The sequence below is a fragment of the uncultured Faecalicoccus sp. genome (assembly GCF_944325745.1).
Classification (GTDB): domain Bacteria; phylum Bacillota_I; class Bacilli_A; order Erysipelotrichales; family Erysipelotrichaceae; genus Faecalicoccus.
Window position 1 is genome coordinate 1 of the sequence record NZ_CALVBG010000005.1, and the last position, 17,582, is coordinate 17,582.

Below are 17,582 nucleotides of genomic sequence, written 5' to 3' on the forward strand. Positions count from 1 at the left end.
TAATCTTAGTTTTTTCAAACAAAAACTATTAGTATTATACATGATAGATTTCTTAAAGTCTATTGTTAAATAGAGTTGATTTTTCACATAAAATATGAAATTTCTAATAAAACAATTGTTGATCTTTTCTAATGATTGTTTTGATCTTCATCATTTGTACCGTTCCATTGACAACTCCCTTTATAGGACAAGTCAAAGTAAGAACTATTTATCTTTCTTCAGTAAAAATATAGATAACAAACATGCAATTATTATGCATAGAGTTGAAATAATCATCAACGCATTATTGAAATGTATAAAATCAAAAAGTCTTACAATTTCTAAGATAATTACAACAATCAAAAGAATTATAATGATTTCATTTTTCATGGATGCACTCCTAATTCAATATCAAATAAAGATACAGTAACTTTATATTTATATTATATACAAGAAGGAATCGTGATGTCGATACAAGATAGGAAGACATCTTTAGAAACGGATAAAGAAGAAATATATAGATTAACAAAATTATAAAACAGTATATAAACAGTATATAAATCGCAAAAAAAAAATAAAAAAAGCCTTAATATTAAGGCTTTTTTGACTATTGGTGGAGCGTAGGGGGTTCGAACCCCTGACCTCTACGCTGCCAGCGTAGCGCTCTCCCAGCTGAGCTAACACCCCAAAAGAAAAAGGGCTAGCCCTTTATCCTTCGATAATTTTCTTGCCGTTGTATTCTCCACAAGAACACATTTTATGAGCAAGTTTATATTCACCACAGTTTGGACAGCGTGTTAAAGCTGGTTTCACCAATTTGTAGTGAGTTCTACGTTTTGCCTTACGTGTTTTAGATCCTCTTCTCTGCTGAACAGCCATGATTACACCTCCTAGTCATCATCCATTTTGAATTCATTTAACTTAGCCCATCGTGGATCGATCTTTTCTTCTTTAGGATCCTGATCCGACAACACCTGCCATCCATCCCCTTTGGGATATTGGTCTCTCGGTAAACGAGTGATATGCATCGGTGCTTCATAGATCACTGCCTGTAAGATCTCCGGATTCAAATCGATCGTATCTTTCTTGACCACGATGATCTCATCATCGTCCTGTGTTACAGGATCGAACGAATATGTAACTTGCGACGTAGTGTCAAATATTACTTCCAGGTCTTCCAGAGTAATGGAATCAGGAACGATCATCACTCCATCCAATTCCAAATCGGAAAAGACCAAAGAAGATTGGTCAAACTGTAAAGTACCAGTTATATGAACCTCTGGAATGGATTTGACTTGAGTATGACGTAGAAAATCGTTATCTTCCACAGAGATCCATTCATCAATAGATATGACTCCATTTTCAGCAATTTGGAAATCTTTTTTGGTAAATTTCACGATTTTCACCTCATGTCGCATTTGATATTATATTAAAAGCCCTGACGAAAGTCAATATAAATGGTAAACTATATTCATGAAAATCACAGGAATCATCGCTGAATATAATCCCTTTCATAAAGGGCATATCTATCATATCCAAAAAGCACGCGAAATTACAAGATGTGATTGCCTAGTTGTCATTGTGACTGGCTATTTTTCGCAACGCGGCTTGCCTTCCCTGCTGTCCAAAAAAGATAAGGCCCGTTTAGCTTTAGAATACGGAGCGAATTTAGTGCTAGAATGCCCGGTTTGTTTTGGATCACAAAGCGCCGACTATTTCGCCCGCTATAATATTCAATCGCTGTCCAGCATTCCCATTGACACCCTTTGTTTTGGCAGTGAAACAAATGATCTATCGGCGCTTGAAAGTCAGTTGGATCAAATGGAGTCAACCCCCATCGATCCTTCGTTAAGTTTTAACCGCAATTTAGAGCGAGAAACAGGTCCCAACGATCTTTTGGCCATGTATTATATAAAATATTGCCGCAAATATGGAATTCAACCCGTTTCCATCCAACGAAACAATGAATATCAAAGTGCTACCCAGACAAGAGCCGATTTTTTTAACGGAAAAGAAGTTCCCTTCCATTCGCTTTTTTTCATCGAACAAAACTGGAACTCTTACTTTCCTTACTTGTCGTTGACACTTCAATTAAGTTCGCCTTCCGAACTTGCACAATATCATCTTGTCAGCGAAGGGATCGAACATCGCTTGCAAACAGCCAGCCAAAAAGCAAGAACCTGGGAAGAATTTCTATCCATGACGATCACAAAGAATTATTCGCGCGCAAGGATTCAAAGAACATGCTTGATGATCTTATTAAAAATCAAGAAAACAGAGATGTTTCATCGCGATTTCTACCAATTAAAAGTGTTAGGGATGGATTCCATAGGTCAAGAATGCCTTAAACAAATTGATAAAGATCGTTTGATCATGCGATTCAATCAAATGGATCCGTTTCTACAAAATATGGAATTAAAAACAAATCGATTATATAACAGCGTCTTGAAAAAACCTGTTCAAGAAGGCTCGGTGATTCTCTATGATCGTTAGTCTTCTTGTAATAGCTTTGATCTTATGCTTGATTTATGCAGCCTACATCTATCGAAGCTATTTTCCGCCCTTACCAAAACGAAAAAAACATTATCCTTATGCCCTATTGTTAGGCTGTCCCAGTCATGACGACGGCAGTTATGCGACCAGTCAGATCAAAAGATGCGATTTGGCAATTCAGGCTTATAAAAACGGATTCTATGATACTTTGATCATCACAGGGGGCGCTGTAAAAAACCAGTATGTTGAGAGTGAACAAATGGCAAAATACATTCTAAACAAAGAGACGATTCCTCTTTGTTGCGAAAAAGCATCACGAAATACTTGGGAAAACTTTCAAAACGCGAAAGAGATGATCCAGGATCAACCGGTGCTCATTCTATCCAGCGGCACGCACATTCGAAGAGCTTGCGCCATAGGGCGACAGTTTTTTAAAGATTATGGCGCTTCTTGGTATCCCGATCATAAACCAAGACACATTTTTCGAGAAATTGTTTCTCGTTGTATTTACATTTCGATAGAACGAAAAAAGAAGCGATGAGCAAATCGCTTCTTTATTGAATGGTACGCACAACTTCACTGACGCTGCGTACTTTTTTTAAATTCGAAATAATCAGCTGAAGATGATTGGCATCTCGAACTGTGATACGAAGTTTTGTTGTTGCGGTCAGATCATTTTCATCCACGCAAGAATCCACGTGTTTCAAATAAGCATTACACTGTTGTAAGGTAGTCACGATATCACTCAACAAGAAATTTCGGTCATCACTATATACGATCAGTTTTACTTCATACCGTTTCTCATCAAGATTCTCTGCCCAACTTACGGGAATCAATCGTTTCTTTTCTTGTAGGATATTCGGGCAATCGGAACGATGAACCTTGACTCCTTGTCCTTTTGAAATATAACCCACAATCGTATCCCCTGGAATGGGAGAACAACAGTTGGCTAAAGATACCGCAATCGTATCAATTCCGGGTACGATTACCCCGCAGCTGGTCGCTTTTTGTTCTTTTGCAGGGGCTTTGTTGAATTGTTTGAAAATTTCTTCATCGCTCAATCCTGACTGTCTTGTTTTCACCAATCGATCAACGACTGCCTGAATCGAAACCCGCCGATTGGCTATTCCAATATAAAGATCATCCAAATTTTTAAAAGACAAGGAATTTAAGATTGACTCTAAACGTTTTGGCTGAAGCAAAGCCTCATCTAATTTTTCACGCTTAAATTCTTCGGCCAGCGCCTCTTGCCCTTTTTTGATCACTTCTCTTCGATCGACGGTCTCTTGCCGTTGTAAGAAAGATCGAATCTTATTGCGAGCATGCCCGCTTTTGACGATCTTGATCCAGTCTTTTGATGGCCCCGGTGAATTTTTGTTCGTTAAAATATCGACTACATCTCCGGTTTTTAAAGGCGTATTCAATGGGACGATCGCTCCATTGACCGTTGCACCCACGGTTTTATGGCCAACCTCGGTATGGACCCGATAAGCAAAATCAATGGGTGTAGATCCGCTTGGCAAGGCTATGACCTTTCCCCGCGGTGTCAAACAATATACATTGGCTTCAAAAATATCTTTTCGAAGCACATTCATATATTCCAATGGATCTTCACTTTCCTCATCAGTCATCATGGAGAAATCTCTGAACCAGGACAGCTTATCTTCAATCTCTTTTTGTTCGATTTCCGGAGCCGAATTGGGCCGTTCTTTGTATTTCCAATGAGCGGCAACCCCTCGTTCCGCAATCGCATCCATATCTTCCGTACGAATCTGGATCTCAAAGATATTTCCGTGCTGCGGTTCTACGATGGTCGTATGAAGAGATTGATACATGTTTGCTTTCGGCATCGCGATGTAATCTTTAAAACGACCTGGAATCGGACGATATGTCGCATGAATATATCCTAATATCTCATAACAATGAGTGACTGTATCGGTAACGATGCGAATCGCTAGAAGATCCAGAATCTCCTCAAATCGTTTATTTTTGGTGACCATTTTTTTATAGATACTATAAAAGTGCTTAGAGCGGCCAAAGATTCGATATGGAATATGATAGTTATCCAAGATCACCTTGATATCTTCGATCATCATATCAACTTGTTCATTCCGCTCTTCTTCCCGCTGTTTGACTAAACCTTTGATCTCATTATATTTTTTAGGATCGATGTATTTGAACGAAAGATCTTCCAATTCATTTTTGATCGCACTGATACCTAAACGATGCGCAATGGGCGCATATACACTTAACGTCTCCTGTGCAATTCTTTTTTGTTTTTCTGGCTTCATGTATTCCAATGTTCGCATATTATGCAAGCGATCCGCCAGTTTGATCAAGATCACACGAATATCTTTTGCCATCGCAATAAATAATTTACGATGATTGTTTGCTTGATATTCTTTCTCATCTCTGAATTGAATATTACCAATCTTTGTAACGGCATCGACCATCGTAAGGATCTCTTCCCCAAATTCGGACTTGATTGTCTCTTCCGTGACTTCATCACAGTCTTCAACCGTGTCATGAAGCAAACCAGCTGCAATCGTTTTCGGGCCACAATGCATCTCAGCTAAAGTATCAGCCACCTGAATCACATGACTGACATAAGGCGCTCCGCTCTTTCGGAACTGACCTTCATGATGTTTCTCGGCAAACTGATAAGCATTCGTGATCAACTGAATATTTTCTGGACGTTTGATGTACGTCTTGATATGTTCCAGGCATTCATCAAAGCTCACTTCTTTTTTATGTGGCACATCAAGCCCTCCTCTTACAATTACTCTCCGTGATAATGGACTAAAGAGAAAAACGGAATTTCAGGAAACCGATCTCTACCTTTTAGATCATCTAATTCGATCACACAAGCGACGCCCACCACTTTGGCCTGCATACGTTCAACCATCTGGATCATCGCTTCGACCGTTCCTCCTGTCGCCAAAAGATCGTCCACAATGACAACCTTTTCTCCCGGAAGGATCGCATCTTCATGGATCTCTAAAGAATCTTCACCATATTCTAGCTGATAGGACTGTGAGATTGTTTTTCTAGGCAACTTGCCTGGTTTGCGGACAGGAGCAAAACCAACCTTGCAGTTCATGGCAACGGGAATTCCAAAAAAGAAGCCGCGAGCTTCCGGTGCAATGATTTTATTCGCTCCTGATTCTGTAACAAATGTACTTAATGATTCAACGACTTCATTCATACAAACGGGATCATCCAAAATGGGGGTCACATCTCGAAAAATGATTCCCGGTTTTGGAAAATCCTCGATATCCGCAATATATTGTTTTAGATCCATGCCATAATCTCCTTTTAAATTACCTCTATTCTACACGAAACATCCCTCGAAAACAAAGGGCTTTTACTTATAAAGAATACGATCAATCACAAAATTAACACGTTTTGTTCCCCGATAATAATTCATTTGCGGTTGCCCTACAAATGCCCGTATCGCATTAACGCTCTTGTCCTTCTCACTTTTAGGAATATTGAAATATAAACAAGTCAAACCCGAATCTAAAGTATACCTTCGATGTTTTCCGTTGCTGAAATCATAAAAGGATTTGATTTGTGTCGCATCTACTTCTATGGCCGGAAATGAAAATCCAGGACCAAACGGCCGTAGATGATCAAGATCTTCTAAAGAAGATACCGTGAGTTCTTCTGGCTGAACACATAAAGTGGGCTTTTGTTCCAATTGCCATGAATAAGTGTTGATCTTCTCACGAACATAATCGACAAATGAATCATAGGCATGCAGATGCAGCGAAAAACCAGCCGCCTGATCATGACCGCCCAAAGCACCATAATCATCAAACCCGCTCAAGAATTCCATACAGTTAAAACCTTCGGGGGAACGCATGCTGGCTTTATAGCCTTCCGGATTCTTCGCGAAGATGATGACCGGCTTTTGAAATTGCGAACAAAGACTGCCAGCCACCAAACCAATGATCCCTTCATGAAAGCTGGGATCCTGCACCATAATAACAGGCTCAGAAGATACACATTTCGATAGTGCCGTTTCTTTCATCTGATTACTGATTTTTTTACGTAAATCATTTAAATGCGTAATCTGCAGATGAAAACTTCGGATCTTTTGTTCCTCTTGATTCAAGAAATATCGTACTGCGTTATTCACATTGGCAAGATTGCTCAAACGTCCGATCGCGTTCAGTTTAGGAACGATCTGAAATCCCACACTTACTTCATTCAAGATGGGATCATCCGCCAACAATGAACAATGTTTTTCTTTTGACGCATTTAAAATCGTTAATCCGTTTTGGATCAAAGCGCGTGTTTGCCCTGTGACCTTCATCACGTCTCCGATGCTGGCAATTGCAGCTAAAATAAGATGATAATCCGTATCAACGGCTAACATTCGTATAGACTCATAAGCCACTCCAGCTCCACACAAGGTCGAAAATTCAGATTCTAAAAGATCCGGATGGATCAGCAGATCACAATTGACATCGCCTTCCAGGCAATGATGATCCGTCACAATGGTTTCCATTCCGTAAGACCTTGCAAGTTTTAGGGCCGTCTGAGCCTTGACTCCATTATCCACTGTGATAATGATCTGATACCCTTTTTGATGCGCCAATGTGACTGTCTCCTCATGGAGGCCATAGCCTTCCTTGATACGATCAGGAATATAAAAGCCGGTTTCGATTCCCATCTTGGTCAAACCATCGACCATAATGGTCGTAGCTAAGATCCCATCGCAATCATAATCACCGGCGACAAGGATTTTTTTATGTTGATTTTTTGCATCTTGCATCTTCTTTAAAAATTGATGCATACACGAAGCATTGCTGACAGGAGCAAGCGGTTGTTTCGTTGTCCAATACTCCCATTTTGATGGATCGGATTCCAAAAAAGAGAGTATTTGTTTTGATAATGAAGATAAATTTTCCATGGTTCAATTATAACACGGGCGTCAAAAAAAGAGTGGTCGCCCACTCTGTTCTATTCAAAAATTGTTCCTTGTACCGGAATTTTAAGATGTTCATAAGCTTTTGGTGTCGCCACTCGTCCTCGCGGGGTTCGATTGATGAATCCAATCTGCAAGAGATAAGGCTCATAGACATCTTCTAAGGTCATCGGTTCTTCTCCAATACTAGAAGCAATGGCCTCTAATCCAACCGGCCCTCCTTTGAATCGTTCGATGATCCCACGTAAATATTTATGATCCACCGAATCCAATCCCAAGTGATCCACCTTTAATCGATCTAACGCATCTTGTGCAACTTCTAATGAAATAATTCCTTCATTGTAGACTTGCGCAAAATCTCTGACACGACGAAACAAACGATTCGCAATTCTAGGAGTGCCTCGTGAACGCATCGCAATCTCTTTGGTAGCGGCTTTATCGATTGTTGTATCCATTACACAAGATGTACGATAAACAATCTTTTCCAGATCTTCCAAAGAATAATATTCTAATTGCGAAACAATCCCAAAACGATCCCGTAAAGGTGCACTGAGATCTCCTGCCCGAGTCGTTGCTCCCACCAAAGTAAAAGGCGGCAGGCTCAAACGGATATTGTGAACCGTGGCACTGTCTTTGCCTACTAATATATCCAGACAATAATCTTCCATAGCCGGATATAAAACTTCTTCTACTTGTTTGGGCAAGCGATGGATCTCATCGATAAATAGAACATCTCCCGGTTCCAACGTTGTCAGGATTGCTGCCAGATCCCCGCTTTTTTCAATGCTGGGACCACTTGTTGTTTTGATATTTCCATGCATTTCATTTGCCAAAATATAAGCTAATGTCGTCTTCCCTAACCCTGGAGGTCCATAGAGAAGCACATGATCCAAAGCTTCCTGTCGCTGTCTGGCGGCATTGATGAATACACTTAAGTTTTTCTTTAAATCCGTTTGCCCGATATATTCTTCCAAAGAGCCAGGACGGAGTGTTTTTTCAAATCCATCCTGTTCCTGCAGATGGGCATCCATTTCTCTATCCAAAATCATACCCCATTTCTTTTTGCCAACATACCAAGTGCTTTACGCAACATTTCGTCGACACTCAAATCGTCTTGTGAAACTAATTCTTTTTGAATCGCAGAAAGTTGGTTGGCACGATAGCCTAAAGCTAAAAGCGCTTCTTTACATTCTTCCCAAATTGGATTCTTTGAATCTGGAGACTGTACAGCTTCCATCACGAATTTTCCCTTCAGATCCAAAACAATTTGAGAAGCCGTCTTAGCACCAATTCCCGGAAGTGCTTTTAATCGCTTGATATCATCCTCTTCAATTGCCTGGATCATTTGTTCACCAGAGCAAGCCCCCAATAAATTCATTGCGGTACGAGGACCAATTCCTTTTACATTGATCAAACGCATAAAGACTTCATAATCTTTTTCTTTTAGAAATCCATATAACAGAATAGCATCTTCCCGGACATGCTGATAAGTATAAACAAAGAGCTCATCTCCGAGTTTTTGCGAGAAAGGATTGCTCATATAGACCTCATATCCAACTCCTTGTACATCCAAAACAATTGAATCTGTACGGATCAAACGAATGATCCCTTGTAAAAAAGCAATCAACGCAATTCTCCTCTCTAATCCAATAAATCCAATTCGACAGGACAGTGATCACTGCCATAAATATCTGTTAAAATCAATGAATCTTTCACGCGATCCATCAATGATTCAGAAGCTAACCAATAATCAATTCGCCATCCGGCGTTATTTTTCCGGGCATTAAAACGATAACTCCACCACGAGTATTGAACCTTTTGGGGATAAAGTGTTCTAAAAGTATCTTTTACATAAGGCAATAAATTTGATTTAAAACTGTCTCTTTCTTCATCTGTAAATCCGGCATTTCTGCGATTTGTCTTTGGATTCTTGATATCAATTTCTTCATTGGCCACATTTAGATCTCCACAGACCAATACCGGTTTCTTTAAGGAACGGACATATTGACTAAAAGCCTGATCCCACTCCATACGATAAGATAAACGTTTTAAACCATCTCCGGAATTCGGCGTGTAGACCGTCACTAAATAAAAGTCCTCAAATTCAGCGGTGATGACACGGCCTTCTGTATCATGTTGTTCCATTCCTAAGCCATAAGATACATGTAAGGGTTCGATCCTGGAAAGAATCATAGTACCGCTATACCCTTTTCGTACGGCACTGTATGCATATTGGTAAGGATATAGATCTTCTGGGATTTCGATCTGATCAGGCTGGGCTTTGGTTTCCTGTAAACAAACGATATCTGCATCCAACGCATCAACGATATCTAAAAAACCTTTATTTATACAAGCTCGGATCCCGTTCACATTCCAAGAAATCAGTTTCATAAAAACAACTCCTCATTTAAGTCTATCAATCAAATCTTCAAAAAAATATACTAAGAAAAGTATACCTTAAAATTCATCATTTTACGAATCAGAAAAAAAGAGATAAGCAATAACTTATCTCTAATTCTCAATAAAATCAAATTGATAACCGAGCATTTGCACAGTGTCGCCATCCATACAACCCGCTTCACGCAATGCCGTATCGATTCCTAAATATCGCATTTTATTCGCAAATTCGAAATAATCCTCTTCTGTATTGAGCTTTTGAATATTGAAAACTCGTTCGATACGCGGTCCACTGATCTCCCAAAGATGATCGCCCAGTTTGGTAACTTGAAGATCGGATTTTTTTTCTTCGAAAGTATAAGTGACCCCTTCGTTAGATGTTCCTTCGGTAACAATAGGGAAAGCAGGAGTTACCGCTAAAAGATCGGCTGCTCTTTTCAGAACCGGTTCCAAGCCTTCATGGATGATCGTTGTCGTAGGATATACTTCAACATCCGGATATTTTTCCTTAAAACGTTCCAGATTCTTTTGTGCATCTTCCAGATCCATTTTGTTAGCGACTACGATTTGTGGTCGTTCTAACAGACGAATTTGATAAGAGCCAAGTTCCTCATTAATGATTCGATAATCTTCTAAAGGATCACGGCCTTCTTCGGCCCCCATATCAAGAACATGAACGATGACTCGACAACGCTCAATATGTCTTAAAAACTGATGACCTAGGCCTTTCCCGGTACTGGCCCCTTCTATCAAGCCAGGCAGATCGGCCATGATGAAACTTCTTCCATCTTTGACCTGCACAACCCCAACATTGGGAGAAATTGTCGTAAAAGGATAATCGCCAATTTCAGGCTTAGCCCGTGAAACAGCATCCAGCAGAGTCGATTTTCCGACACTTGGAAAACCAACAAGCCCGACATCCGCTAAAACGCGCAATTCAACAACACAGTCAAACTCTTCTCCCAGAGTTCCTAACTCTGCATACTTTGGAGCCGTATTGCGACTGGAACGGAAATGAAAATTCCCGCGGCCGCCACGTCCTCCCTTACAGATGATCGTCTGTTGATGAGGTTCCGTCAAATCCGCAATAATTTGTCCTGTGTCTGCTCTTTTTACTATCGTACCTAACGGAACTTTAACGATCTTGTCTTCCCCGTTGGCACCATGCATTTTTTTATTCTTCCCTTTTTCGCCAGGTGTAGCTTTGATCTTACGGTGGTAACGAAGATCTAACAACGTTGTCATCCCTGGGTCCGCTTCAAAGATCACGTTCCCGCCATTGCCGCCATCGCCGCCAAAAGGGCCTCCGTAAGCAACATATTTTTCATGACGAAAACTGACGATCCCATCGCCGCCTTTTCCTGCCTGAACATGAATTTTTACTTGATCGACAAACATAGTGAACCTCCTAAAAAAAGACCCCGTTAGGGATCTTTTTAACTAAGCCTGTGGATAAACTGAAACTTGTTTCTTGTCTTTTCCTAAGCGTTCGTAACGAACAACACCGCTAACTTTAGCAAACAGTGTATCATCTCCACCACGTCCTACATTCGTACCTGGATGGATCTTTGTACCGCGTTGACGATAAATGATGCTTCCTGCATGACAAGACTGACCATCGGCTAATTTTGCCCCTAAACGTTTAGAATGAGAATCACGACCGTTCTTAGTCGAACCAACTCCCTTTTTAGAAGCGAACAACTGATTATCTAATGTGTACTTCAACATGGTTTACACCTCTCTTCTTATCATCTTAATATATTTCTTGTTTGTTTTTATAATGGTTTCTAATTGAATCACCAAAGTTTTTAAAATGATTTGTAATGTATCGCTATCCGATTTGACTTCAATCGATACATAACCACTTTCCATTTGAATCAAGCAACTGTCCTTACATAAAGTTTCAATTGCATTCAATGCACCAACAGACACTGCACTAACCTCAGCACAAACAAGATCCAGCATTTCCGTTGTAGAATTTGCATGACCCGTTATCTTTACAGACAAAATCCGTTGGCTCTTTTGATTCAAGTAGACTTTAATCATAATTAAGCCTCAATTGCAGTGATCTTAACACTTGTATAAGGCTGACGATGACCTTGTTTACGACGCGTAGAAGATTTTTTAGGTTTGTATTTTACAATCGTAATCTTTTTACCTTTACCCTGTTTTTCAACAGTTCCTGTAACTTTAGCACCTTCTACATAAGGTTTTCCTAATTTACCATCGGCATACAGAACTTTATCAAATACAACTGTATCTCCTTCGTTAGCTTCTAACTTTTCAACGAAGATCACAGCATCTTTTTCAACCTTGATCTGTTTTCCACCGGTTTCGATAATTGCGTACATACAGCACCTCCTATTCTATGTTCCTGATACTCGCCATGAAGGTGGGAAAAACCACTTTATGTACCTTTTTTGTGCGGTTGCAAGACCAGAACAGAATCTGCAACGCCGTTATTATACGCAATAAACATGACCGCGTCAAGTAAAGATCACGCTTTCTCCAGATCAAGCCAGGAACATTTTTTGGCAAGGATAGAATTCGGACGATTTTTACTTCCCTGTATGACCACAACTCGTTCTTTTTGAATGTTCTCTTTTTCTTTAGCGTAGAGTTCGGGCATCAAAGTAATATCGATTTTTCCGGATTCATCATCAATAGACACAAAACACATAGTTTGTCCTTGTTTCGTTTTATGAACGCGATATCCTACCACTCGTCCAATCACATTGACATATCCTGTATAAGACTCCATCTGTGATAAAGGAGGACATTTGGGATACTGCGTTTCACGGATCCGCTTTACCGGGTGTTCACTGAGATAAAATCCGTATACACGGAATTCTTTTTGAGAGCGTTCCATTGGATTTTCTTTGATCTTTCGCAGACTCGGTTTCGAAACCACAGAAAAATCAAATCGAATCTGACCATCGACCTCCGTTTTGACCAAATCCGCATAAACTAAGATCCGACCCAAATTATCATGCATGGTTGCGCGATTCAGTCCGAAAGAATCAAAAGCTCCTCCGTCAATCAAGATCCGCAAGCTCGATTCAATCACATGGGCCCCGCTTAAACGAACAACACATTCAATAAAGTTTTGGAATGGCCCTTTTTTTCGTTCTTCCAAAATTGCGGGATAAATCGTATTGCCAATTCCCTTTAAGACTTGAAACGGCATACGCAATCCCTTTTCTTCGATCGTATACTGCCCTTGCGATAGATTGATATCCGGAGCATACACAGGCAGGTTTCGTCCTTGACATTCGCTTAAGTACTGACTCGTCTTTTTTTCGGAACCGATGACGCTGTCAAACAGATTTTGATAGAAATACAAAGGATAATTCGCTTTTAAATAAGCCATTTGATAAGCAATCAAGCCATAGGCATAGCTATGTGATTTATTAAAACCATAGCTGGCAAATTTTTCCATTGTATCAAATAAATCGACAGCTTGTTTATAGGAACAATGATTCTTCAAGGCCCCTTGAATGAAAGTCTCTTTATAAGCTGCCATTTGATCATGTTTCTTTTTCGACATGGCCTTGCGTAAAGAATCCGCCTGCGCTAAAGACAAGCCTCCCACTTTGGTTGCGATCTGCATGACTTGCTCTTGATAGATGATCAAACCATAGGTTTCTTTTAAGATTTCTTTGGTCAAAGGATGCGGGTATTCAATTTGTTCCGGGTGCTCTTTTCGTTGGATGTAAGAATCAATATTCTGCATCGCTCCTGGCCGATATAAGGCTAAAACGGCACAAATCTCTTCAAATCGCGAAGGTTTCATCCTCCTTAACAAGGCCCGGATCCCCTGGCTTTCCAATTGAAAGACCCCGGTAGTATCGGCCCTGGATAAGAGCTGATATGTCTTTTGATCATTCAACGGCAATTTTAAAACGTCAATCTTCTTGGTTGTCTTTTGTTCGATGGTCTTTACGATATGATCGATCGTTGTCAAATTTCGAAGTCCCAAAAAGTCCATCTTGATCAAACCCAATTCTTCCAGATATTCCATGGTAAATTGAGTGGCAACATGGGCATCGTCAATTTGAACCAGCGGACAAACCTTGACGATTGGCTGGTCACTCAAAACAATACCCGCTGCATGGATCGATAAATGACGAGGGAGTCCTTCCAAAGGCAGACAATGCTGGTATAACTCCATCAAAGTTTTATCTTTATTCAAAATACGCGAAAACGCATCGATTTCAGAAAAAGCTTGTTTTAATGTCATTCCCGGCGTATTCGGAATTAATTTCGTTAATTGATCGATCTTGGTCGAAGAGATGGAATACACTCTTCCCACATCGCGTAACACTTGTTTGACCTTTAATGTATTAAAAGTTACGATATGCGACACATGTTCTTTCCCATATCGTTCCTTCACATAATCGATCACTTCATCGCGGCGATCATCCGGAAAGTCCGTATCGATATCGGGCATGGAGATTCGTTCCGGGTTCAAAAATCTTTCAAAAAGCAGATGATTCTTGATGGGATCGATATGGGTGATGCCCAAACAATAAGCAACCAAGGAGCCGGCCGCGCTGCCACGTCCTGGACCAACGTTGATCTCTTTCGACCGGGCATATCGTATAAAGTCATAAACAATCAAAAAATAATCCGTAAAGCCCATTTTGATAATGGTCGAACATTCATATTCTAATCGTTTGGCATATTCTTCGTTCCATTTGTTCGCAAGCCGTTTCGCAAGACCGGCTTTACAAAGCTTGATCAAAAATTGTTTGGAGTCGATTCCTAATTTATTCTGATATGCTGGCAAAGAGCTCTTCGGCATAGCCATTTGAACATTGCACATCTGTGCGATCTCTTCAGTTCGAAGCAAATCTTCCGAATCGTATAAACTCTCCATCTCGGTTTGCGAACGCAAGAAACGATCATTCAAGACCACCAGATCCTGATCATGGATCCGCGCCTGTTTTTGGATTGCTTTGAGTGTTCGAAGCTGAAGTACATCCTCTTTATTTTGATAAAGGATATAAGAAAGCGCACAAGTCAAAAGATCCATTTCCTTTGCGATTTTTTTGACCAATTTATTCTTTTCTTTCCAGAAGCCCGAATCATTGCACAAGATCCCGATATAGAAAGCAGGAAAAGAAGACTGACATGTTTCAAAAAAATGATGAAGCGAAGGTTGATCTTCATGTAAGATCCAGCTATATAAAATATCTTCTTCCTGGATCCCTGTACTTAGCACAATACAATTCTGGGTGTAAGAAGAAAGATCCCTAAGTGAAATCTCCGACCCGCGACTCATTTTTAAGGTTGAAAGTGCATAGAGATCTTGTAGACCTCGATCATTTTTTGCCAGAAGAACAAAGCTTGTCTTCCCGGTCTCAAACAAAACATCGATTTCCAAGCCTAAAATAGGATGAATCTGTTTCTCCATGCACGCTTTATAAAACTTCATAGTTCCATACATCACATTCTTATCCGTTAAAGCCGCATGACGAAAACCGAATTGGACACTGCGGTCAACCAATTGTTCAATGGTTAAACTGGATTCCAAAAGACTATAACAGCTTCGTGCATGTAAATGGACCATCTTCTTCCTCCCGTCTTTTTGTCATTATACCACAGAATTAAAAAAGCCTAAGTCATAGACTTAGACTCAATAGAGATTGAAAGAATAGATTGGCTCAAATTTGCCAAAAGATCGACGATCTCATCCACTTGATCCCGTGTAAGATTTTTGATTCCACAGGCACAGGCATGGCCTCCCCCATGATATTTCTGAGCGATTTCGCGAATATCGATCGTTCTCGAACGTAAAGAAGCGCTGTAATGAACTCCATCATCCATGCGAGTGAATAAAGCCCAGATTTGAATATCATCAACACCGCTCAAAACGTAGACTTTTTCTTTCGCCGACGCAAATGAATGCAAGATGGGAACATAGTCTTCCTGTTCCATGACGGCATATAAGAAATTGTCTTTTCGAGACGCTTTATCCCGAACGATCGTTTCATATTGATAATCATTCCAGGAGCTCGAATAATTGATTTGATCACAGGCAATCACATCAACTCCGAAATCGATGAGATAAGCTGCGGCCAAAAAAGTGTTTGCACTGACACTTTTGGTCGTAAAACGAACGTTATCTGCCACAAGACCGCTATAAAGAAGATTAGCACTATCCAGCGGAAGTTCGGTGCGGTATGCTTTGAACCAAAGAGCCAACATCTCGCAGGTCGCACTCGCTTTCGGATCGATCCATTCAAAAGAACAAAAGGATTCCGTTTGAACGTGATGATCAATACGAATGGTATACGCACACTTTGTATAATTTTGATCATCGACTCGACTAGCGGTAGAGGCATCCAAAACGATTCCCAATGACTGTGGATAAATGTCTTCGCAAATGGAGTCTAAAGACAATCCCATCTTTTTTTGTAACGGTGACCCGGCTCCGGCACAATACACGGATTTATTGGGATAAGCATGGCGAAGCCAAGCAGCCAATCCATATTGCGATCCTAAAGCATCCATATCGGGTAAAATATGGCGAAAGATGATGATCGAGTCATATTTTTGGATCGATTCAATGATCTTAGGATTCATGGCAAAGATTTTTATAGGCATCACGTGCCATGACTAATTCTTCATTTGTAGGGATCAGCCAAACTTGGATCGAAGAATCTTCACTGCTTAATTTTTTCTCGATTCCGCGAACGCCTTTATTCAATGATTCCGGAACTTTAACACCAAATACCGCAAGACGATCACAGATCTTCTGACGCATCAAAGAATCGTTTTCGCCAATTCCCCCGGCAAAGACAATCGCATCGGCTCCGCCCATTAGACCATAATATCCAGAAACTGTTTCTACGATTGAATTGACATAGATCTTCTGTGTTAAGATAGCACGCTCATTTCCTGCTTCCGCTGCCGCTTCCACATCACGTCCATCCGAGCTGATGCCCGATACCCCCAGCATACCCGACTTTTTATTTAAGATCGTATCAATTTCATCAGGTGTATAACCATATTTTTTCTCCAGGAACATGATGATGGCAGGATCAATATCACCGCAGCGGGTCCCCATCATAACACCGGACAACGGTGTAAATCCCATACTTGTTTTGTAAGATTTTCCGTTTTTCACAGCCGTAATACTTGCCCCGTTCCCTAGATGGCAGGTAATGATGTTCATTTCTTCCATCGGTTTGTTTAAGATCTCGCTTAAACGCTGGGTCAAATACAAATGACTTGTACCATGCATGCCGTATCGGCGAATTTCATCTTTTTCATAATATTCATAAGGAATAGGATAAATATAGTTTTCTTTAGGCATGCTTTGATGGAATGCCGTATCAAAAACAAAGGTGTGTTTACATTCTGGCAATGCTTTTTTAAAAGAACGATAGCCAAGAAGGCCTGCCGGATTATGTAATGGTGCCAAAACTTTCAATTCATCGATCTTATCTTCCGCTTCTTTGCTTTCGGGAACAGAATGAGAATAATATTCTCCGCCATGGACCATACGATGGCCGATCGCTTTGATCTCATTTAAATCATGAACGATTTCATATTTGACCAAAACTTCCATTAATTTGCTTACAGCGGCTCCATGATCCGGAATATCTAGAACTTCTTCGATTTTTTCTCCTCTGAACTTCATTCCCACGATCGAGTCTTCCAACCCGATTCTTTCAATGTTCCCTTGCGCAAGAACTTCTTCTTCCGGCATTTGGAACACCTGGAATTTTAAAGAACTGCTTCCTGCATTGACACTCATTACAATAGACATATT

Annotated in this window: 17 protein-coding genes, 1 tRNA gene and 1 other annotated feature; of the genes, 2 read left to right on the forward strand and 16 right to left on the reverse strand. The window is 40.4% G+C overall.

Translation table 11 applies throughout. From position 1 onward, the window contains the following. Positions 1–590 precede the first annotated feature (590 nt). The 3 genes from Q0J48_RS01200 to Q0J48_RS01210 form a co-directional block, all read right to left on the reverse strand. Positions 591–666, reverse strand: a tRNA-Ala gene (locus tag Q0J48_RS01200). 21 nt (positions 667–687) lie between these two features. Continuing rightward, positions 688–858: a 50S ribosomal protein L32 gene (rpmF, locus tag Q0J48_RS01205; protein WP_183374558.1), complete on the reverse strand. Its 171-nt coding sequence runs from the start codon at positions 856–858 to the stop codon at positions 688–690. A gap of 11 nt (positions 859–869) precedes the next feature. Further along, positions 870–1,376: a YceD family protein gene (locus Q0J48_RS01210; RefSeq protein WP_296240844.1), complete on the reverse strand. Its 507-nt coding sequence runs from the start codon at positions 1,374–1,376 to the stop codon at positions 870–872. A gap of 76 nt (positions 1,377–1,452) precedes the next feature. Between Q0J48_RS01210 and Q0J48_RS01215 the strand changes: the two genes are divergently transcribed. After that, positions 1,453–2,472, forward strand: coding sequence for a nucleotidyltransferase family protein (locus Q0J48_RS01215; protein WP_296240846.1), 1,020 nt, complete (start codon positions 1,453–1,455; stop codon positions 2,470–2,472). Further along, a complete protein-coding gene (locus tag Q0J48_RS01220) occupies positions 2,462–3,013 on the forward strand; it encodes a YdcF family protein (protein ID WP_296240847.1) in 552 nt (183 codons plus the stop codon). Before Q0J48_RS01215 ends, Q0J48_RS01220 begins: the two co-directional genes overlap by 11 nt. 13 nt (positions 3,014–3,026) lie before the next feature. Here Q0J48_RS01220 and Q0J48_RS01225 read toward each other — a convergent pair whose 3' ends face one another. The 13 genes from Q0J48_RS01225 to Q0J48_RS01285 all read right to left on the reverse strand — a co-directional run bounded on the left by Q0J48_RS01225 (position 3,027) and on the right by Q0J48_RS01285 (position 17,579). Beyond that, positions 3,027–5,231, reverse strand: a complete 2,205-nt coding sequence (locus Q0J48_RS01225; protein ID WP_296240849.1) for a bifunctional (p)ppGpp synthetase/guanosine-3',5'-bis(diphosphate) 3'-pyrophosphohydrolase — start codon at positions 5,229–5,231, stop codon at positions 3,027–3,029. A gap of 20 nt (positions 5,232–5,251) precedes the next feature. Beyond that, entirely contained in the window at positions 5,252–5,773 is a 522-nt protein-coding gene (locus tag Q0J48_RS01230; RefSeq protein WP_296240851.1) for an adenine phosphoribosyltransferase, read from the reverse strand. Between the two features lie 63 nt (positions 5,774–5,836). Then, positions 5,837–7,390, reverse strand: a complete 1,554-nt coding sequence (locus tag Q0J48_RS01235) for a DHH family phosphoesterase (protein ID WP_296240853.1) — start codon at positions 7,388–7,390, stop codon at positions 5,837–5,839. Between the two features lie 50 nt (positions 7,391–7,440). Further along, complete coding sequence (gene ruvB / locus Q0J48_RS01240; RefSeq protein ID WP_296240854.1) at positions 7,441–8,454, reverse strand: Holliday junction branch migration DNA helicase RuvB; 1,014 nt, start codon at positions 8,452–8,454, stop codon at positions 7,441–7,443. Then, complete coding sequence (gene ruvA / locus Q0J48_RS01245; protein ID WP_296240857.1) at positions 8,451–9,032, reverse strand: Holliday junction branch migration protein RuvA; 582 nt, start codon at positions 9,030–9,032, stop codon at positions 8,451–8,453. Before ruvA ends, ruvB begins: the two co-directional genes overlap by 4 nt. Positions 9,033–9,046: 14 nt before the next feature. Continuing rightward, positions 9,047–9,796 (reverse strand): exodeoxyribonuclease III, encoded by a 750-nt coding sequence (locus tag Q0J48_RS01250; RefSeq protein WP_296240859.1) that lies wholly within the window; start codon positions 9,794–9,796, stop codon positions 9,047–9,049. 120 nt (positions 9,797–9,916) lie between these two features. After that, a complete protein-coding gene (gene obgE, locus Q0J48_RS01255; RefSeq protein WP_296240860.1) occupies positions 9,917–11,200 on the reverse strand; it encodes a GTPase ObgE in 1,284 nt (427 codons plus the stop codon). A gap of 42 nt (positions 11,201–11,242) precedes the next feature. Further along, on the reverse strand, positions 11,243–11,527 hold the full coding sequence (gene rpmA / locus Q0J48_RS01260; protein WP_273477674.1) for a 50S ribosomal protein L27: 285 nt from the start codon (positions 11,525–11,527) through the stop codon (positions 11,243–11,245). 6 nt (positions 11,528–11,533) lie between these two features. Beyond that, positions 11,534–11,848: a ribosomal-processing cysteine protease Prp gene (locus Q0J48_RS01265; RefSeq protein ID WP_296240863.1), complete on the reverse strand. Its 315-nt coding sequence runs from the start codon at positions 11,846–11,848 to the stop codon at positions 11,534–11,536. Positions 11,849–11,850: 2 nt separating this feature from the next. After that, complete coding sequence (gene rplU, locus Q0J48_RS01270; protein ID WP_296240865.1) at positions 11,851–12,153, reverse strand: 50S ribosomal protein L21; 303 nt, start codon at positions 12,151–12,153, stop codon at positions 11,851–11,853. Positions 12,154–12,169: 16 nt separating this feature from the next. Then, positions 12,170–12,242 (reverse strand) — a sequence feature (ribosomal protein L21 leader region). Positions 12,243–12,299: 57 nt separating this feature from the next. Then, on the reverse strand, positions 12,300–15,374 hold the full coding sequence (gene dnaE, locus Q0J48_RS01275; RefSeq protein ID WP_296240866.1) for a DNA polymerase III subunit alpha: 3,075 nt from the start codon (positions 15,372–15,374) through the stop codon (positions 12,300–12,302). Between the two features lie 47 nt (positions 15,375–15,421). After that, positions 15,422–16,411 carry a bifunctional oligoribonuclease/PAP phosphatase NrnA gene (locus Q0J48_RS01280; protein WP_296240867.1) on the reverse strand — a complete coding sequence of 330 codons (990 nt, stop codon included), beginning with the start codon at positions 16,409–16,411 and terminating at the stop codon, positions 15,422–15,424. After that, complete coding sequence (locus tag Q0J48_RS01285) at positions 16,380–17,579, reverse strand: acetate kinase (protein WP_296240869.1); 1,200 nt, start codon at positions 17,577–17,579, stop codon at positions 16,380–16,382. Before Q0J48_RS01285 ends, Q0J48_RS01280 begins: the two co-directional genes overlap by 32 nt. Positions 17,580–17,582 lie beyond the last annotated feature (3 nt).